The 18,595-nt window shown below is 69.7% G+C and carries 17 protein-coding genes; 10 read left to right on the top strand and 7 right to left on the bottom strand.

The window, feature by feature from the left end:
* Positions 1 to 4 precede the first annotated feature (4 nt).
* The 3 genes from PQS31_RS08875 to PQS31_RS08865 all read left to right on the top strand — a co-directional run bounded on the left by PQS31_RS08875 (position 5) and on the right by PQS31_RS08865 (position 2,072).
* Positions 5 to 442 carry a rhodanese-like domain-containing protein gene (locus tag PQS31_RS08875; RefSeq protein ID WP_272762351.1) on the top strand — a complete coding sequence of 146 codons (438 nt, stop codon included), beginning with the start codon at positions 5 to 7 and terminating at the stop codon, positions 440 to 442.
* Positions 443 to 516: 74 nt separating this feature from the next.
* Positions 517 to 1,044, top strand: a complete 528-nt coding sequence (gene secB / locus PQS31_RS08870; RefSeq protein ID WP_272762350.1) for a protein-export chaperone SecB — start codon at positions 517 to 519, stop codon at positions 1,042 to 1,044.
* 2 nt (positions 1,045 to 1,046) lie between these two features.
* Positions 1,047 to 2,072, top strand: a complete 1,026-nt coding sequence (locus PQS31_RS08865; RefSeq protein WP_272762349.1) for an NAD(P)H-dependent glycerol-3-phosphate dehydrogenase — start codon at positions 1,047 to 1,049, stop codon at positions 2,070 to 2,072.
* A 200-nt stretch (positions 2,073 to 2,272) separates the two neighbouring features.
* Here the strand turns inward: PQS31_RS08865 and PQS31_RS08860 are convergent, their stop codons facing one another.
* Both PQS31_RS08860 and PQS31_RS08855 read right to left on the bottom strand, forming a co-directional pair.
* Positions 2,273 to 2,851, bottom strand: coding sequence for a diffusible signal factor-reguated Ax21 faimly protein (locus tag PQS31_RS08860; RefSeq protein WP_272762348.1), 579 nt, complete (start codon positions 2,849 to 2,851; stop codon positions 2,273 to 2,275).
* Between the two features lie 174 nt (positions 2,852 to 3,025).
* The gene (locus tag PQS31_RS08855; protein ID WP_272762347.1) at positions 3,026 to 3,490 is read right to left on the bottom strand and encodes a tRNA (cytidine(34)-2'-O)-methyltransferase; all 465 of its coding nucleotides are present in this window, start codon (positions 3,488 to 3,490) and stop codon (positions 3,026 to 3,028) included.
* 164 nt (positions 3,491 to 3,654) lie between these two features.
* On the opposite strand from PQS31_RS08855, the gene PQS31_RS08850 reads away from it, so the two are divergent.
* Positions 3,655 to 6,096 (top strand): TonB-dependent receptor, encoded by a 2,442-nt coding sequence (locus PQS31_RS08850; RefSeq protein ID WP_272762346.1) that lies wholly within the window; start codon positions 3,655 to 3,657, stop codon positions 6,094 to 6,096.
* A 36-nt stretch (positions 6,097 to 6,132) separates the two neighbouring features.
* On the opposite strand, the gene PQS31_RS08845 is transcribed toward PQS31_RS08850, so the two are convergent.
* Positions 6,133 to 6,837, bottom strand: coding sequence for an SDR family oxidoreductase (locus PQS31_RS08845; protein ID WP_272762345.1), 705 nt, complete (start codon positions 6,835 to 6,837; stop codon positions 6,133 to 6,135).
* Positions 6,838 to 7,137: 300 nt separating this feature from the next.
* Here PQS31_RS08845 and PQS31_RS08840 point away from each other — a divergent pair, with 300 nt between their 5' ends.
* The 3 genes from PQS31_RS08840 (at position 7,138) to PQS31_RS08830 (ending at position 11,591) form a co-directional block, all read left to right on the top strand.
* Positions 7,138 to 10,017, top strand: a complete 2,880-nt coding sequence (locus tag PQS31_RS08840) for a pitrilysin family protein (RefSeq protein WP_272762344.1) — start codon at positions 7,138 to 7,140, stop codon at positions 10,015 to 10,017.
* 75 nt (positions 10,018 to 10,092) lie between these two features.
* Positions 10,093 to 10,404 carry a DUF4156 domain-containing protein gene (locus tag PQS31_RS08835; protein ID WP_272762343.1) on the top strand — a complete coding sequence of 104 codons (312 nt, stop codon included), beginning with the start codon at positions 10,093 to 10,095 and terminating at the stop codon, positions 10,402 to 10,404.
* A gap of 170 nt (positions 10,405 to 10,574) precedes the next feature.
* A complete protein-coding gene (locus tag PQS31_RS08830) occupies positions 10,575 to 11,591 on the top strand; it encodes a 3-oxoacyl-ACP synthase III (protein WP_272762342.1) in 1,017 nt (338 codons plus the stop codon).
* 390 nt (positions 11,592 to 11,981) lie between these two features.
* On the opposite strand, the gene PQS31_RS08825 is transcribed toward PQS31_RS08830, so the two are convergent.
* Positions 11,982 to 13,700: a GAF domain-containing protein gene (locus PQS31_RS08825; protein WP_272762341.1), complete on the bottom strand. Its 1,719-nt coding sequence runs from the start codon at positions 13,698 to 13,700 to the stop codon at positions 11,982 to 11,984.
* Positions 13,697 to 14,128 carry a biliverdin-producing heme oxygenase gene (locus PQS31_RS08820; RefSeq protein ID WP_272762340.1) on the bottom strand — a complete coding sequence of 144 codons (432 nt, stop codon included), beginning with the start codon at positions 14,126 to 14,128 and terminating at the stop codon, positions 13,697 to 13,699. Before PQS31_RS08820 ends, PQS31_RS08825 begins: the two co-directional genes overlap by 4 nt.
* A gap of 338 nt (positions 14,129 to 14,466) precedes the next feature.
* Here PQS31_RS08820 and PQS31_RS08815 point away from each other — a divergent pair, with 338 nt between their 5' ends.
* On the top strand, positions 14,467 to 15,384 hold the full coding sequence (locus tag PQS31_RS08815) for an alpha/beta fold hydrolase (RefSeq protein ID WP_272762339.1): 918 nt from the start codon (positions 14,467 to 14,469) through the stop codon (positions 15,382 to 15,384).
* A 1-nt stretch (position 15,385) separates the two neighbouring features.
* On the opposite strand, the gene PQS31_RS08810 is transcribed toward PQS31_RS08815, so the two are convergent.
* The gene (locus PQS31_RS08810) at positions 15,386 to 15,799 is read right to left on the bottom strand and encodes a YkgJ family cysteine cluster protein (RefSeq protein WP_272762338.1); all 414 of its coding nucleotides are present in this window, start codon (positions 15,797 to 15,799) and stop codon (positions 15,386 to 15,388) included.
* Between the two features lie 77 nt (positions 15,800 to 15,876).
* Positions 15,877 to 16,341: a YiiD C-terminal domain-containing protein gene (locus tag PQS31_RS08805; protein ID WP_272762337.1), complete on the bottom strand. Its 465-nt coding sequence runs from the start codon at positions 16,339 to 16,341 to the stop codon at positions 15,877 to 15,879.
* 63 nt (positions 16,342 to 16,404) lie between these two features.
* Between PQS31_RS08805 and PQS31_RS08800 the strand changes: the two genes are divergently transcribed.
* Both PQS31_RS08800 and PQS31_RS08795 read left to right on the top strand, forming a co-directional pair.
* Positions 16,405 to 17,184, top strand: a complete 780-nt coding sequence (locus PQS31_RS08800) for a uroporphyrinogen-III synthase (protein WP_272762336.1) — start codon at positions 16,405 to 16,407, stop codon at positions 17,182 to 17,184.
* Between the two features lie 86 nt (positions 17,185 to 17,270).
* Entirely contained in the window at positions 17,271 to 18,545 is a 1,275-nt protein-coding gene (locus PQS31_RS08795) for a heme biosynthesis HemY N-terminal domain-containing protein (protein ID WP_272762335.1), read from the top strand.
* Positions 18,546 to 18,595: the final 50 nt, after the last annotated feature.

Genomic DNA, 18,595 nt, shown 5'->3' with positions numbered 1-18,595 from the left:
TTTCGTGAATTTCGAAGAACTGCTGGCCTTCCTGGGCCGAAACCAGATGCTGTCGCTGATCCTCGCCGTGCTGACGGTGGCGATCATCTACAACGAGATCGCCCGTCTGTTCCGTGGCTTCAAGGCGCTGCGTCCGGCCGAACTGACCGTGCTGATGAACCGCGAGAACGCGCTGGTGGTCGATCTGCGCCCGGGCGCGGATTTCGGCAAGGGCCACATTCCGGGCTCGAAGAACGTGCTGATGAGCCAGTTCGACCCCGAGAGCAAGCAGCTCACTGCCGCCAAGGCGCTGCCGGTGGTGCTGGTGTGCAAGACCGGCAGCACGGCCGGCGACGCGGCCAAGCGGCTGAAGAAGGCCGGCTTCGAGAACGTGTTCGTGCTCGACGGCGGCATCGGCGCCTGGCAGCAGGCCGACCTGCCCCTGGTCAAGGGTCGCGGCTGAGCCGCCGGTCCACATTCCGGCGGGTGCCATAATCGGCGATCCGCCTTCATCCGTCCTTGCTGGAGTTGATTTCCATGTCCGAAGAACAGGCCACCAACGGCGCCAACGGCGCGGCCCCCGTCCCGACTGGCGCGCAGTTCAGCGTCGAAAAGATCTACGTCAAGGATGTCTCGTTCGAGTCGCCCCGTTCGCCGGCGATCTTCAACGAGCAGAGCCAGCCGCAGCTCAACATGAACCTCAACCAGAGCGTGCAGCGCGTGGGCGACAACGCCTACGAGGTGGTGCTGGCGATCACCCTGACCTGCAGCCTGGGCGAGGACAACGCGAACACGGTCTACGTGGCCGAAGTGAAGCAGGCCGGCGTGTTCGGCCTGGCCGGCTTCGACGGCAACACCCTCGACGCGCTGCTCGGCACCCAGTGCCCGAACGTGCTCTACCCCTACGCCCGCCAGATGATCGGCGATCTGATCCAGGCCGGTGGCTTCCCGCCGTTCCTGCTGCAGCCGATCAACTTCGATGCGCTGTACGCCGAAGGCCTGCGCCAGCGCGCGCAGCAGGGCGGCAACGAGCAGCCCACGACCGACCAGATCGGCAACGCCTGAGCGTGAGTGACCGCACCACCGCGGTCGCGGTGCTGGGCGCGGGCTCCTGGGGCACCGCGCTCGCTTCGCTGATCGCCCGCAACGGGCACCCCACCACGCTGTGGGGCCGCAATGCGGAGCAGATCGAGGCGATCGACCGGCGCCACGAGAATCCGCGCTATCTGCCGGGGATCGCCCTGCCCGACACGTTGCGTGCGACCACCGACATGGCCCGCGCCGTCGAAGGCGCCGGCCTGATCCTGGTCGTCGTCCCCTCGCACGCCTTCACCGAAACGCTGGAACTGCTGGCGCCGCTGCGCCCGGCCGGTGTCGGCGTGTCGTGGGCGACCAAGGGCTTCGAACCCGGCTCGGGCCGCTTCCTGCACGAAGTGGCCGGCGGTCTGGTCGGCGAAGACGTGCCGCTGGCGGTCGTCACCGGCCCCTCGTTCGCCAAGGAAGTCGCGTCCGGCCTGCCGACCGCGATCACCGTGCAGTCGGACGACGCGGTCTTCGCGCAGACCGTCGCCGACGTGCTGCACGGCCCGTCGTTCCGTGCCTACACCGGCAGCGACATGTGCGGCGCCGAGCTCGGCGGCGCGATGAAGAACGTGCTGGCCGTCGCCACCGGCGCGGCCGACGGCATGGAACTCGGCCTCAATGCGCGCACCGGCCTGATCACCCGCGGCCTCAACGAGATGCTGCGCCTGAACCGGGCGATCGGCGGCCGACCGGAAACCCTGATGGGTCTGGCCGGCCTCGGCGATCTGGTGCTGACCTGCTCGGGCGATCTGTCGCGCAACCGGCGGCTGGGCCTGGCCCTGGGCCGCGGCGAGAAGCTGGAAGACGCGGTGCGCGCCATCGGCCAAGTGGTCGAATCGGTGCAGACCGCCGACGAGGTCATGCGCCTGGCCGAGCGCCACGGCATCGAACTGCCGATCTCCAGCAACGTGCGCGCGGTGCTGCACGGCGAGATTTCGCCGGCCGAAGGTCTCGAACGCCTGATGGCGCGCGAGCAGAAGCCCGAGTATCCCGAGGCGCTGTTCGGCTGACGACCCCCGCCGCGGCGCAGGATGAACGCCCGGCCCGCGCCGGGCGTTCTCGTCTCTGCAGCTCCGGCGTCGCGCGAGACACCGGAGCCGACCGGCATAAAAAACCCCGACCTGCGTGGGCAGGCCGGGGCGGTGCGACATCCGGGAGGGAGAGAGGGGACGCGTCGGGGAAACGCGGACCGGATGCCACGGAGACGGAATTACCAGCGCAGGCGTGGGCCGACGAACCACTGCCGGTCGCCGCCCCGGATCAACTTGACGTCACTGGCGACACCGAAGTTCGGCGTGAACGTCCATTGCGCGCCGAGGCGGCCGTAGAACTCGCTGTCGAAGCCTCTGCCGTAATCCTCGTAGCCGGCCAGCGCATAGCCTTCGAGCGTCGGCAGCAGCGCACTGCGCGCGCCCACCTCGACCGCATAGCCACTGGCGTCGAGCCCGCGGCCGAAATCGATCGACTGATACGCCACGCGCGTCAGCAGATCGGTGCGCGTATTGATTTCGTGGTTGTAGCCGACGCCCAGACGCCACTGGTCCCGGTCGAGCGGACTGCGATCCACGCGCTCGCGGGTGTAATCGCCGAAGGCGTGGAAATTGGGATGGAACGCAGCGGCGCCGCGCACCGACCAGCCATCGGAATCGGCGCTCGGATTGACCGGCGCGAGGTCCGACCGGCTCGCCGAATAGCCGCCTTCGAGGTAGGTGTACGACAGGCCTTCAGCGGCCTGGGCGGTGAACGGAAGGGCCGCGGCCAGTACCGCCAGGGTCAGTACACGTGTCATCGGGGGGCGTGCTCGCTGCAAGGAAAGGTGTCGGCCCGGACAGCAGGGGAGGGAGATGCTTCGAGGGGAGGGAAGCACAGCCGCCCGGGCCGAGGACTGCATTCTCGGACCACGCCGACAACCGGCGCTGAATATTGAACTTAAAAGTACAGGAACTTGACGCGGCGGCTGCGGTCAGGCGCCCCCTGCAAAGCCGTGTTGCCGCCACGCCTCGAACACGACCACCGCCACCGCGTTCGACAGATTGAGACTGCGGTTGCCGGGGCGCATCGGCAGGCGCAGGCGCTGGCCGTCGGGCACGCGCGCCAGCACCGCGTCGGGCAGGCCGCGGGTTTCGCTGCCGAACAGAAACGCGTCGCCCGGCACGAACGCCGGCTGGTCGTAACGCACGCTGTTGCGCGTGCTCAACGCGAACAGGCGCGTCGGCCGGATCGCGGCCAGCGCGGCGTCGAGATCGTCGTGGACCTGCAGCGTGGCGTATTCGTGGTAGTCGAGCCCCGCCCGGCGCAGGTTGCGGTCGTCGAGATCGAAGCCCAGCGGCCGCACCAGATGCAGCCGCGCGCCCGTGTTGGCGCACAGCCGGATCACGTTACCGGTGTTGGGAGGGATCTCGGGGTTGTGGAGTACCACGTCGTACATGCGGCTGCGCGTTGGGTGGGCGGGCCGCGAGGATGACACGGGGCTGAACGTATGCCTAACATCGGGCCGGGGGGAGAAATGGGAAGGCGCCGGCCATCGGCGCAGGACGGGCAGGCGCTCGTCTCCCAAGCGGTTTCTTTCTACAGTCCGAGGGGGTTTCGATGATGCGTACATCCGCCGACCGCCGCCTGCGCCGCAAGACGCTCGCTGCCTCACTGTGCTTCGTCCTGTCCGCGCCTGCGTATGCACAGGCGCAGATCGCGCCGGCTGACGCCGGCGCCGCCCAGACGGACCGGGCCACCGACCTGGATCGAGTCACGGTGACCGCGCGAAAGCGCGAAGAGACCATTCTCGAGGTGCCGATGAACATCTCTGTCGTGTCGGCGACGGAGCTCACGGATCGCAACATCACGACGGTCAGCGAGATCTACCGGACACTCGCGGGTGGTGCGAGCCCGACGGGACAGCTGGTGCTCCGCGGCCTGGCCGGAGGCAACAGTCCCACGCCGGGCACGACCAGCCAGTTCGTCGACGGCATTCCGTTCGGCTTCGGCGATGTCTTCGACATCGAGCAGGCCGAGGTCCTGCGTGGCCCGCAGGGCACGCTGTGGGGCTCCAACGCCATCGGTGGCACGGTTCAGCTGCGCACCCGTGCCCCCCAGTTCGACGAGGCCGAAGTCGCCACGACGCTGGAAGCCAGCCGGGAGAAAGGCGGCACCGGCACGGGCGCGCGTCTGCAGGCGAGCGTCAACATACCGCTCGTCGAGGACACGCTGGCGCTGCGCATCGCGGCCAGCAAGCGCGACTCGCCGGGCAAGATCTTCAATGTCGCCACCGGCAACCCGCAGAAGTCGGAGCGCGAGTTCATCCGTACGCAGTTGCGCTGGCAGCCGGCCGACACGGTGGACGTCACCCTCGGCCACATCTGGACGGCGACCGACAGCGTCGGCACCGTCAATGCCGATCGCTCGATCGCCGGCTTCTACTATGTCCCCACGCTGACCCCCAACCCCGCCTCGCCGTGGGGGTACGACGTCGACTTCGACACGGTGGACTGTCCGGCGGGTGCGGAGCGTCCCGCCTGCCTCGCGCCCGGTGCGGGCAGCAAGGTCGATCCCAGGTACAGGATCTTCGAGCAGCTCGACGGCTGGGCGCGCGATACGACCAACCTGTTCTCGCTCCGGACCGACGTCGACGACGTGTTCGGGGTCGGCTCGCTGCACTACGTCGGTTCCTACCGCAAGAACTTTTCCAATTCGCTCGACAACTGGTCGCGCCTGGATCTGGACGACATGGCGCAGACCTGGATCGTCAACCGCGCATCGAGCTATCGGACCACGCACGAACTGCGCTTCCAGAACAACGAGCGCATGGGTGGCTTCGACTGGACGATCGGGTTGTTCCAGGATCGCTCCTGGCAGGGCTACACCCCCGACGAGCAGTGGCAGTATCACCGGACCGATCCGCGCAGCGTGGCGATCTTCTCGGCCTGGAACGACTTCTTCGACTACGGCTTCACCGATCTGGGGATCCGCAACATCGCCGAACTCGGCCAGACGCTGTACGGCGATCCGAGCATCAATTACAACCTGACCACCCTGTACGACTACTCGCGCGAGCGTGCCGCGTTCGGCGAGCTCAGCTATCTGTTTGACACCGGAATCGGCGCATTCGAGCTCACGGCGGGGCTGCGCGCGTTCGAATTCGAGGACGCCACCGCCTTCCAGCGCAGCGGTATCTGGTTCGGCACCAACGCCGACGGCTCGCCCGTTTTCGAAGAAGCCTATTCCGGTGAGGAGTCGGGCAGCCGTCGCAAGTTCAGTCTCTCGTACATGCCCAACCGGGATCTCAATATCTTCGCCCTGTACTCGGAGGGCTACCGGCCCGGTGGCAACAACGCCCCGCTGCCGACCTCGTGCGCCGGCGACGACTTCGCGGGGGCGTACCAGGCGCGCTACAACAGCGATGCGATCGACAACTACGAACTCGGCTTCAAGGCGGCGCTGTTCGATCGTCGCTTCCGGGTGAGTTCGGCGATCTACCGCATCGACTGGAGCGGCACCTGGGCGTCGGTCTACATGCCGTCGTGCGGCTTCAGCTACACCACCAACACGCCCGGCGAATCGGCGCGCTCGGAAGGTGTGGAGTTCGAAAGCTCACTGATGCTGGGTGAGCGCACGATGCTCACCTTCAATGCCGGCTATACCGATTCACGCATGCTGGTGGCGAACGAGGCACTCGGTTCCGAAGCCGGCGACGACATGACCATGGTGCCCAAGTACAACGGTTACCTTGCGGTCGACCAGGAGTTCAGCCTGTTCGGTCTGCAGGCGTTTGCACGCGCCGACGTGGCCGCCTACGGTGAATTCAAGTCGCACTTCAATACGCGTCCCGAAGACGTGGCACCCGCCTACGAGACCGTCAACCTGTCCGGCCGCCTGCATCTCAACGACAATGCGGTGGTCAGCGTCCACGTCAACAACGTGTTCAACGAGGACTACCTGACCTATCGGTCGGCGCGTTCGCGCACCAGTTCGCGTCAAGCCCTGAGCGAACGCTACGGCGCCGAGCGCAATGTCGCGGTGCGCTTCGACTACCGCTTCTGAGCAGGGAACGCCGGAGGGCGAGTGACGCCCTCCGGCCTACCAGGGCAGAGCCGCGCCGGCCCAGTCGAGAAAGCGGCCGCTGTCGTCGGGGCCGAGACCGTCGATGACCGTGCGCAGGCCGGTAACCGACGCCTCGGGCGTTTCGCTCGCCTGCGCGCCGCCCATGTCGGTGCGCACCCAGCCCGGATGCAGGGCGACGACGACGATCCCGCGCGCGTGCAGCGCGTGGGCCAGCTGCACCGTCGCCATGTTCAGCGCCGCCTTGCTGATCGCGTAGCTCGGCGTACCGAAACGCGTGGTATTGGCGATCGAGCCCAGCTGCGAGGACAGGTTGGCGACGCGCGCGCCATCGCACAGCAGCGGCGCGAGCGCCTGGGTCAGCAGCAGTGGGCCGGTGACGTTGGTGCGCAGGCTGTCGTCGAGCGTGTCGGCGGTCAGCGTGCCGAAGCGCTCGCCGCTGTGCAGGACGCCGGCGTTGTTGACCAGCAGTTCGATACGCGCGTCCTCGCCGGCGGCCAGCGGCCATTCGCGCACCAGCTCCTCGCGCGAGCGGGCGTCGGCCACGTCGAGGGGCAGCACTTTCAGATGACCGGGGTGTTCGGCGACGAGGGTGTTGAGCGCCGTCGCCTTGCCGGGATGACGGCAGGTCGCGACCACGCGCGCGCCGTCGGCCAGCAGCTGGCGGACGAATTCGAGGCCGAGGCCGCGATTGGCGCCGGTGACGAGGGTCCAGTGAGTCATGACGTGGCTCTCGGGCGGAAACGGAGTTCGATGCTAGTCGCGCCGGGGTGAGGATCAGGCGGGGGCCTTCGATCCGCATCCTCCTTGCGGGCGAGGTCGACCAGCGGCAGCGCGTCGGGTGAGGGCCGTGGACGTCGCCGCTCGTGTGTCGAAGCCGCCCCATCCGCCTCCGGGCTCCTTCTCCCGGACGGGGCAGACCGACGCGGGTGCCCGGTGGCGGACCGTGACCTGCGGCCCGTGCCGCACGGACCGCCGCTGACTAGGATGCGGGTCCAACCCTGCCCGAACCCAAGGACCGGCATGTCCGCTGACCGTCTCCGTTCCGTCCCGTCGCGCCCCCGTGCGGCCCTGCTCGCCCTGGCCACCGGCCTCGCCCTGTCCGGCGTCGCCGCCGCGCCGATGGCGCTCGCTGCGCCGCCGTCGCAGGCGGCCGGCGTCGACATTCCCTACGAGACCTTCACCCTGCCCAACGGCCTGCGCGTGGTGGTGCACACGGACCGCAAGGCGCCGATCGTCGCGGTCAACATCTGGTACCACGTGGGCAGCAAGGACGAGCCGGAGGGCCGCAGCGGCTTCGCGCACCTGTTCGAGCACCTGATGTTCCAGGCCAGCGAGCACCACGACGGCGAGTTCTTCGATCCCTTCAAGCAGGTCGGCGTGACCGACCAGAACGGCACCACCAATACCGACCGCACGAACTACTTCCAGAACGTGCCGACCACCGCGCTCGACATGGCGCTGTGGATGGAATCCGACCGCATGGGCCACCTGCTCGGCGCGGTCGACCAGGCCGCGCTCGACGAGCAGCGCGGCGTGGTCCAGAACGAGAAGCGCCAGGGCGAGAACCAGCCCTACGGCCAGGTCTGGGACCGCCTCACCCGCGCGTTGTACCCGGCCGGCCATCCGTACCACCGCGGTGTCATCGGCTCGATGAAGGACCTCAACGCGGCCTCGCTCGACGACGTCAAGACCTGGTTCCGTACCTGGTACGGCCCGAACAATGCGGTGCTAGTGCTGGCCGGCGACATCGACGTGGCCACCGCGCGCCGCAAGGTGACCCAGTACTTCGGCGACATCCCGGCCGGCCCGACGATGGCCCAGCCCGCGGTCGACGTGGCCAGGCGCCCCGCCGACACATGCGAGACGCTGGAAGACCAGGTCCCGCAGGTGCGCATCTACCGCGCCTGGAACGTGGCCGAACTCGGCACGACCGACATCGACCACCTGCAGGTGCTGGGCAGCATCCTGGGCGGCGCCAAGGCCTCACGACTCGATCGCCGCCTACTGCACGGCGACCGTCTGGTCGACAACGTCAGCGCCGGCGCCTACGGCTCGCAGCTGGGCTCGACCTTCATGATCATGGCCACCGTGAAGCAGGGTGTGGACCCGGCGACGGTGGAAGCGGCGATCGACGAGGAACTCCAGCGCCTGATCGCCGAGGGGCCGAGCGCCGAGGAGCTGGAACGCGCCAAGACCGCGTTCCGCGCCGGCTTCGTGCGCGGCATCGAGCGCATCGGCGGCTTCGGCGGCAAGGCCGATGCCCTGGCCGAATGCACCGTCTACGCCGGCGATCCAGGCTGCTTCCGGGAATCGCTGGCCAACGTGGCCGCGACCACCGCCGCCGACGTGCGGGCGGCCGGCGCCACCTGGCTCGATGTCGGCAGCCACACGCTCACCGTCGTGCCCGGCGCGCGCACGCCACTGGCCGAAGAGCCGGCGGTCACGCCGGCGCCGTTCACGCCGCCGGCGCCGGACCGGAAGTACCGCACCACGCGCAGCACCGTCGACCGCAGCACCGGCGTGCCGCCGACCACCTCGTTCCCCGAATTGAAGTTCCCCGAGCAGCAGCGCACCACACTGTCCAACGGCACCCAGGTCATCCTGGCGCGCCGCCCGGAGATTCCGGTGGTGCAGCTGAGCTACGAGTTCAAGGGCGGGTACACCGCCGATCTCGGACGCACGCCGGGCACGGCGAGCTTCACGATGAACATGCTCGACGAGGGCGCCGGCGGATTGAGCGCGCTCGACTTCGCCGATCGCGTGGAGGCACTCGGCGCGAGCATCGGCGCGGGCGCCTCGCTCGACGGCAGCAATGCCTACGTCTCGGCGTTGAAGGAGAACCTCGACCCGTCCCTCGCGCTGTTCGCCGACATGCTGCGCCGGCCGAACTTCGACCAGGCGGAAATCGACCGCATCCGGGCGACGTGGATCGCCGGTATCGCCCAGGAGAAAGCGCGTCCGGCCAGCGTGGCGATGCGCGTGCTGCCGCCGCTGGTCTACGGGGCGGGTCATCCGTATGCGATCCCGTTCACCGGCAGCGGCACCGAGGACGCGATCGCGAAGCTCTCGCGCGACGAACTGGTCGCCTTCCATCGTGATTGGGTGCGTCCCGAAGGTGCCACGCTGATCGTCGTCGGCGACACCACGCTGGACGACATCGTGCCGATGCTGGAACGGCATTTCGGGGACTGGCGTGGCACCGGCCCTGCACCCGCGGCGATCGAGGTCGCCGAGGTCGCACGTCCGAGCGCCGCGCGCGTGTTCCTGATCGACCAGCCCGGCGCGGTGCAGGCCAACATCTTCGCGGCGCAGGTGATTCCGCCGACGAACGATGCGGCCTCCGCCCGCTTCGACATGGCCAATACCGTGATCGGCGGTGATTTCACCGCGCGTTTGAACATGAACCTGCGCGAGGACAAGCACTGGTCCTACGGCGCGCGCAGTTCGGCCAGCGGCACGCTGGGCCAGCGTCCGTGGATGGCGTCGGCGCCGGTGCAGATCGACAAGACCGCCGAGGCGATGGCCGAGATCCAGCGCGAGCTGGCGGACTTCGCCACCGGTGCGCGTCCGGCCACCGACGCCGAACTGGCCCGCGCCCGCGCCATCCAGACGCTCAGCCTGCCCGGCGCGTACGAGACCGCGTGGGCAGTGATGTCGACGATCGGCGGCAACGTGCGCTTCGGCCGTCCGGACGACTACGTGTTCCAGCGCAAGGCGGAGATCGAATCGATGACGGTGCGCGATCTCGCCGGCGTGGCGACGACGATCGACCCCGGCGCGCTGACCTGGGTCGTGGTCGGCGATCTGGCGCAGATCGAGGCACCGATCCGCACGCTCGAACTGGGCGAGGTGCAGGTGCTCGACGCCGACGGCCGGCCGGTCACACGGCCGGCGAAGTAAGCCCGCGTTCTGGTCCACTCCGGCGATGCCGGCCACAATGGCGGCATCGCCCTGCCCCCGCCTCCGGAGCCCTCGATGCGCACGTCAATGCTGGTGTTGCTGCTGTCCCTGTCCGTCACCGGCTGCACCTGGGTGCACATGGCGCCCGGCGCCAGCACGGTCCGCGTGACCAGCGCCGCGCCCTCCGGCTGCGAGAAGCGCGGCGAGGTGGAAGTGTCGGTCAAGCACAGCATCGCGTTCGTCGAGCGCAACCCGCTGCGCGTGCGCGAGGAACTGGAAACGCTGGCGCGCAACGAGGCGCCGGGCCTCGATGCGGACACCATCCATCCGCTCGGCGAGCCGGCCGGCGGCACGCAGCGCTTCGCGGCCTGGCGCTGCGGTCGCTGATCCACCCGCCCGCGCGACACGGCGCGGGCGTCTTCTTCCTGGTCTCAAGGCCCCGGTTTCCCGCCTGACGTGCCGGGCGCCGGGGCGCGTTCACCCGTGCTGCAGCATGCGTCGGCCCGCCGAAGCGGGTACCCTATGCGGCTCCCTTTGCCAGATCCGGCGCCCTGCCCATGCTCTTCAAGAACGTCGCCATTGCCGGCCTCGCCCATGTCGATGCGCCGCACCGTGTGACCAGCGACGAGATCAATGCACGACTGAAGCCGACCATCGACCGCCTCGGCATCAAGACCGACGTACTGAAGGACATCGCCGGCATCCATGCGCGCCGCCTGTGGGACGACGAGGTCCAGGCCTCCGACGCCGCGACGATGGCCGGCCACAAGGCGCTGGACGACGCGGGCATCGATGTCGGCAAGCTGGGCCTGCTGGTCAATACCTCGGTGAGTCGCGACTACCTCGAGCCGTCCACGGCCAGCATCGTCGGCGGCAACCTCGGCATTCCGGACACCTGCCAGAACTACGATCTCGCGAACGCCTGCCTGGCCTTCGTCAACGGCATGGATGTCGCGAGCCGGATGATCGAACTGGGCGAGATCGACTACGCGCTCGTCGTCGACGGCGAGACCGCGAATCTGGCCTACGAGAAGACCATCGAACGTCTGCTGCGCCCGGAGACGACGGAAGAGGATTTCCGCAACGAACTCGCCACGCTGACGCTCGGCTGCGGCTCGGCGGCGATGGTGCTCGCACGCGCCGACCTGCTGCCCGACGCGCCGCGCTACAAGGGCGGTGTCACGCGCTCGGCGACCGAGTGGAACACCCTGTGCCGCGGCAACCTCGACCGCATGGTCACCGATACCCGCATGCTGTTGATGGAAGGCATGAAGCTGGCGCAGAAGACCTTCCTGGCCGCGCGCGAGGCGATGGGCTGGGTGGTCGACGAGCTGGACCAGTTCGTGATCCACCAGGTCAGCAAGGTGCACACCGGGGCGTTCGTCGAGAGCTTCGGCATCGATCCGAAGAAGGTCCACACGATCTTCGGCGAGCACGGCAACATCGGTCCGGCCTCCGTGCCGATCGTGCTGAGCAAGCTCAAGGAGCTGGGCCGCTTGAAGAAGGGCGATCGCATCGCGCTGCTGGGCATCGGTTCGGGGCTGAACTGCACGATGGCCGAGGTGGAGTGGTAAGCCGCCCACTGACAGAGTGACCGTTGAGAAAGGCCGGCATGTCCGGCCTTTTTTGCGCTCGCTTCCAAGCGCGGCCTCGTCTCGGCGTCGTCGTCCGCTGAACGCAACATCCCGGGCCGCATGCCGACAGCATCGACGTATGCGATGCGCGGTGCGTCGGGATCGAACCGGGCGCCGCGCCGGCGGCGGGCAGCGGAACGGCGGGGCCGATGGTGACGTTGCGACCCGCGGCCCGGCATCGGGACTCACGCGTGCACACCCGCAACGCGGCGCACCCGCTCGGCTCGCCGAACGCGTCAGCGGGTCCGGTGCGTCTCGACGTCGCCTGCGCGTGGGCCACGCATCGGGCATGGCCGTCGCTCCGCGCGATCAGCGCCCCGTCGGCTGCGCTCAGTCTTCCTCGACCACCGCGTTGTCGATCAGGCCCTGCAGGTCGGATTCCAGCCGGTCGATCCGGTGCGACAGCTGGGCCGCGTCCTGCGGGCTGACGTGCACCATGCCGTCCAGAAGCTCGGACAGTTGCTGCAGGCGATCGCGCTGACTGCGCACGTCGAGCCGCGTGCCCTGCGCGCGGATGTCGCCGAGGTCAGGCTGCAGGGTGCCGCGCCGGTAGCGCTCGCGCAGCATCAGGTGCAGGCGCCCGGCGATGCGGCGGTCGGCATCGGTCCACGGCGCGCTGACGCCACGCACGGTTTCGTGCCACGCGGCGAAACTCGCACGGGGGCCGATCCGGGTGCCGTCCTCGTTCAGCAGGAAGGGTTCGTCCGGGCTGCCGGCCCAGCGCACCTCGTCCACCTGTTCGCAGCGGAAGAAGAACACCCATTCGTCGCGGCCCAGATCGAGCGGCAATGCGAGCACACCGGCCAGGCCGTCGGCGGCGTCCACCGTCTCGGCCCATTCCTCGGCATGGTCGGTGCTGACCGGGCCGGTGCCCGCATTGCAGCCCCGCAACCAGCCGAGCAGACCCGGAACGAACGTGCCGTCCGGGGCACGGCCAGCGCTGTACCAGTGGCCGCCCTGCAACAGGCCGACGCCGTCGGACTCGATCGCGCGCACCAGCAGATCGAGTTCCCCGGTCAGCGCCAGTCGTGGCTCGCTGGCGTTGTCGAGCCGCAATGCGAGTGCGTCGCGGACGTTGCGGGCCTCTTCCTCCAGCGCCGCGGCCTGTTGCTGCTCGCGCGAGGCCACGCGCATCGAAACGAACAGGCCGAACAGGTCGGCCGCCGCGCGCACGCCGGGCGGCACCCGACGCGGGCTGCGGTGATGGCAGGCGATCAGGCCCCAGAGACGGCCGCCGGAGATGATCGAGATCGACATCGATGCGACCACGCCCATGTTCGCCAGATATTCCAGGTGCACCGGCGACACACTGCGCAGGGCGTGCTGGCTGAGGTCCAGCGGCTGCCCGCGGGTGTCGCGCTCGGGCACGATCGGCACGGGCACGTAGCGCGCATCGGGAATCACCCGGATGCGGTTGCGCAGGTACAGCGCGCGTGCCTGCACCGGAATGTCCGAGGCGGGATAGCGCAGGCCCAGATACGCGGGCAACTCGGACGCGCGTGATTCGGCCACCACCTCGCCGGCGTCGTCGTGCCGGAAGCGGTACACCATGACCCGGTCGTAGCCGGTGAGCTGGCGCACCTGTTCGGCGACGCGCTGGTTGAAATCGGCGATGTCGGCACTGTTGGCGACACGCGCGATCATGGTCTGGGCGACCACCGTCGGCGACCGCTCCCCTGCACTGCGCAGCTGCGGCTCGATCTCGATGTGCACCAGGCCGTCGGCGATGTGCACGCTGACGTCGCACAGATGCGCCATCGGCCCGATGTTGGACACGGCCGCGCGCTGAGGCGGCGCACCGGGTTCACTGAAACCGATGGTTTCGGCGATGGCCTGGATCAGATCGTCGGTGAGGAACTCGCGCAGCGAGCTGCGCAGCATCTCCTGCACGGGCGCACCGATCAGCGCCTCGATGTTGGCCGAGACGTGATGGATGGTCCAGTCGGGCAGCTGGCAGGTGATCAGGTAGCCGTGCGGCTGGATCGCGGCCGACAGGTGGATCCGCTCGTTGGCGCACGCCTCGAGGGCGCGTTCAAGGGCTGGGTTCACAGGACGTGCTCCTCGTTGGCCGGATCTGCGCCGCGCGCGAGACACGCGGCAACATGGGTGAAGGCATCGCGCGCGCCGTCGATCATGCGCGCGAGCCGGGCGGCGTCGGCCGTGTCCACCGCGGAGAGCCGATGCTGGACCTCACGCCAGTCCTCGCTGGCGCCGTGGCGTTCCAGGAAACGCGCCCCGCGTTCGCCGGTGTGGCCGAGCCTGCGCACCGCGCGCACGAGATAGCGTGCGCCCAGACTGCTGCCGGCCATGACGTACTCCCAGCCGGTGGCCGCGTCGTCATCGACGAGCGGCGCGGGCGACGACCATGCCTCCGCGATGGGCATCAGACCCAGCGCATCGAGATCGTGCGCGAGCCAGCGCGACTGACGCGGCGCGCGGCCGGTTGCGCGTTCGAAATCGAGCGCGAATCGATGCATGCCACGGAGATATCCGGCGTAGGCCTGCGGCGTGGAGAGACCCTGGGGAAACGCGCTGTCGACACGCGCATGCTGCGTTGCCGTCGCGTCACGCAGCGCAGCGCGCGCTCCGTGCGACACGGCGACGGGATCATCCGGACGTGCTGACGCATTCACTTTCACCGGCCAAGTTTACCGGCGCGTCTCGCGCTTTTCTGTTCATTTTCCCGCATATGAACGCGATTGGCCCGATCGCGCATCGCGTTCATGAACGCGGCCCGGACCCCAGCATCCAGTGGTCGAGCGCGTCGCTGACTACAATGCCGGTCCCGAAATTCCGAATCCGGGCGTCAACGGCCGTGCAGTTTCCTGACTATCCCTTCACTTCCCATCGGCTGGATGTCCGGCCGGGCGTGGGCATGCACTTCCTCGATGAGGGGCCGCGCGACGCCGACGTGATCGTGATGCTGCACGGCAATCCGTCGTGGAGCTACTACTGGCGGCATCTCGTGCTCGGCCTGCGCGATCGGTACCGCTGCATCGTGCCCGACCACATCGGCATGGGGCTGTCGGACAAGCCGGACGATGCCAAGCGCGCCGCACCGCGCTACGACTACACGCTGGCCTCGCGGATCGAGGATCTGCAGACGCTGCTGGCCCATCTGGGCATCGACGGCCCGGTGACGCTGGCGGTGCACGACTGGGGCGGCATGATCGGCTTCGGCTGGGCACTCGAGCACCGGGCGCAGGTCGGGCGGCTGGTGATCACCAATACCGCGGCGTTTCCGATGCCGGCCGCCAAGCCGATGCCGTGGCAGATCGCGCTGGGACGCGACTACACGGTCGGCGAGTGGATGGTGCGCGGATTCAACGCCTTCTCGGCGGGCGCGTCCTGGTTCGGCGTGGAGCGGCGGATGCCGGCCGACGTACGCGCCGCGTATGTCGCGCCCTACGACAGCTGGGCCAACCGCATCAGCACGATCCGCTTCATGCAGGACATTCCGCTCGGTCCGAAGGACCGCGCCTGGTCGCTGGTCGACGCCGCGGGCCGGCACCTGCCCGACTACGCCGACCGTCCCGCCTTCATCGGCTGGGGACTCAAGGACTTCGTGTTCGACCGGCATTTCCTCGACGGTTTCCGCGCCGCGCTGCCGCAGGCCGAGGTGACGGCGTTCGAGGATGCCGGTCACTACGTGCTCGAGGACCGGCACGAGCGCCTGGTGCCGGAGATCCGCGACTTTCTCGACCGCACCACGATGGTGGTGCCGGCCGCCTGACTCAGATGGTTACCGCGGGCGGCGTGATCCGGGCGTCGCCCGGCACGGTGCCGGCGGTCTCGACGTTGCGCCAGCGCCAGTCGTCGGCCTCGAGCACGTGCAGGCCATGGGCGAGCCGGGCCTTGTCGCACTGTGCGCTGCGCGCGCCGAACTCCAGCGAAGCCGGCACCGCTGCGCAGACCGACGGCCGCACCGGATGGATCGAACACCGCGAGTAGCGGCCGATGTCGGCATCGAGGGCGATGCAGCGCGGCTGGGGTTGCGACGTACCGCGCATGACCCGCTCGTGCGTGCGCAGCGGCTCGGTGAGTTCGATCGGCACGCGCCCGCCGACCTCGGGCTCGGCCTCGCTCCAATGGAAGCTGACGCGGAAGAACGCGCAGCACGCACCGCAGGTCAGACAGGGATGCGACATGGACGCCGGCGGGCACGGGGACGGCGCGGAAGTGTGCCAGCGCGCGCGCCGCGCGCAAGTGCCGCCGGCCCGCCGCTTCAGGCGGCGGCGGGCGGGCGCAGGATCGCGACGTAGCGGGCCTGCATCTCGGTGGCCACGCCGCCGTCGGGCAGCGGTACCTGCGCGCGCAAGGTGACCCGCGCCCGGCCGCGCTGGCGCAGCGTGCGCAGGAACGCCGGCCAGTCGCCTTCGGCCAGCGTGGCCTCGGCCTCGAGGTCGGCGCGCAGGGGCGCCTTGTAGCGGATGTCGGAGTCGGCGACGTAGACCTCGGCGTCGAGCCCGGCCGCCTCCACCTGCAACGTCGTCAGGCCCCAGGCCGCCAGCGTCATCAGCGACGTCAGGCTGCCGCCGAACGCGGTGCCCTTGTCGTTGACGTGGGTGGCCAACGGCGCCTGCAGGCGGAGCCGCTCGCCGTCGAACTCGGCGATGCGCACCTGCATCGCGACCACGGGTGGCATCGAACGGTAATGCGCCTCGAGGGCGTGCAGCGGATCGTGGCTCATGCGGGTCCTGGGGATGGGGTGATGCGGCTTGCGCCGTCTCCCGGCAGCCACCAAGCTGGGCGCATGCATGCCGCGCCGGCTTCCTCGCTTCTGGCGGGATACTACGTCATCTCGTTGCGACCGGCCGGAGCCCACGAGGGGCTGCGGCGCGCGGCGGCGCGTCTGGGCGCGCGCACCTTCGCGTTGTCGCCATGGCGGCTGGTGCGTCGCGACGACGACGTCACCCGCCAGGCGCTGCGCGCGGCGCTCGACGCCGACGTGGTGCTGTTCACCAGCCCGCCGGCCGTGCATGCGGCGGCAGCGCTGCAGCCGCTGCGCGAGACGCGGAACGACCAGGTCTGGCTGGCGGTCGGGGACACCACGGCGCGCGCGCTGCGTGGGTCCGGCCTGCGCCGGGTGCAGGCGCCGGCGCGGATGGACAGCGAAGGCCTGCTGGCCCTGCCCGCGCTGGCGGCGATCGGTGGGCGCACCGTGGGCCTGGTGACCGCCCCCGGGGGGCGCGGCGTGCTCGCGCCGACGCTGGCACGCAAGGGCGCCACGGTGCGGCGTGCCGATGTCTACGCCCGTCACCCGATATGCCCGACGCCGGCGCGGCTGGCCGCGCTCCGTGCGCTGCCGATGCCCTGGCTGCTGCCGGTCAGCAGTGCCGAAGCGCTGTCGCTGACGCTGGCGAAGATGCCGGACGACATCGCGGCGCGGCTGCGCGCGGCGCGCGCGATCGCCGCGAGCGAGCGCCTGGCGGCAAGGCTGCGCACGCTGGGGTTCGACGATGTCCGCCGCGCTGCCGATGCCCGCCCCGCTGCACTGCTGGCGGCCGCCGTCGATTCGGCCACTCGTTGCTGAATGGGCGAATCGACCGCGACGGCACCATCACGCGGGTCTCTGTCAGCGTAGGCGTCCTCACGGCCCCAGAACCCGGAATCACCGCCATGTCCCTGCTCCGCGCCCTGCTGGTCTGGATCGTCATCGCGCTCGTGGGCGCACTCGCCGCGCAGTTCCTGCTGGCCCAGGATCCCGGCTACGTGCTGGTCCGGTACGGCGGTGTCGATCGCACCACCACCCTGGTCAATGCGATCGCGATGGCGCTGGGCGCGATGGTGCTGGTCTGGCTGGTGGTCACCCTGCTCCTGCTGCCCTTCCGCAGCTGGGGGCGGTATCGCGAAACACGCGCCCAGAGCCGTCTGGGCGAGGGCCTGGAAGCCCTGCATCTGGGGCATTACGCCAAGGCCGAAAAGCTGCTGCAGCAGTCGGCCGACGAAACGCCCTACTACGAGTCCGCGGCCCGCGTCGCGGCCGCGCAGGCCGCCATCGCGCGCGAAGACGCCGTGGCTGCCCGCGCCCATCTCGACCGCTTCAGCGACCGGCATCCGGCGACACGCGCCATCGCGCTGGCCGAGATCGCGCTGCTCGACGAACGCCCGATCGATGCCCTGGCCGCGCTCGAGGCGCCGACCGCGCAGCCACTGCCACCGCGTGGCCTCGCGCTGCGTGCCGACGCCTGGGCGATGACCGGCCACGCCGCCGAGGCCTACGGCCTGCTCGGGGCGCTGCGCCAGCAGCGCGCCCTGCCCGAATCGCAACTCGCGGCGCGCGAACTGCGTTGGGCCGCGGCGTCGCTGCGCGAGGCAGCCGACGGCAACGTCCTCGCCGAGCGCTGGGAGGCGCTTCCGAAGGCCCTGAAGACCGAAACCCCGGTGGTGCTGGCCTACGTCGACCGTGCCGTCGCCCTGGGCTGGCACGATGCGGCGCTGCGCGCGCTGGAAACCGCACTCGACGCACGGTGGGACGAACAGCTCGTGAGCCGCTATTCGGCGCTGGAGGTCGGCGATGCCGCGCACCGCCGCAGCCGTCTGGAGCGCTGGCTGCAGGCGCACCCGTCGAGCTCCGGCGCGATGCTGGGGCTGGCCCGCGTGCACCAGGCACATCACGAGTGGCCCCAGGCCCGGGAGCAGCTCCAGCGTGCGATCGACCAGGGCGCGGGCCGCGACGCCTGGGTGCAGCTGGGCGACGGATACGCCGCGGCCGGCGACGACCACCGGGCACAGCTCTGCTATGCGAACGCGCTGCGTGCTGCCCGTCATCAACCGGTCATCGCGCTGCCCGTGTCCCACACGGCCGGCCCGGATACGGTCGTCGACGTCCGCGACGACCGCGATCCTTCGTCCGTCCCGGCCGACGATCGCGCGCTGCCGCCGCGCGTCTAGACCGCCCGGCGAGGGCGCCGCGCATCATCTGACGGCGATACGGATCGAAC

The organism is Luteimonas sp. BLCC-B24, from assembly GCF_028550595.1.
In the GTDB taxonomy this organism is placed as follows: Bacteria; Pseudomonadota; Gammaproteobacteria; order Xanthomonadales; family Xanthomonadaceae; genus Luteimonas.
The sequence above is the reverse complement of the archived record's forward strand: the minus strand, read 5'-3'. Positions and strand labels throughout refer to the sequence as shown.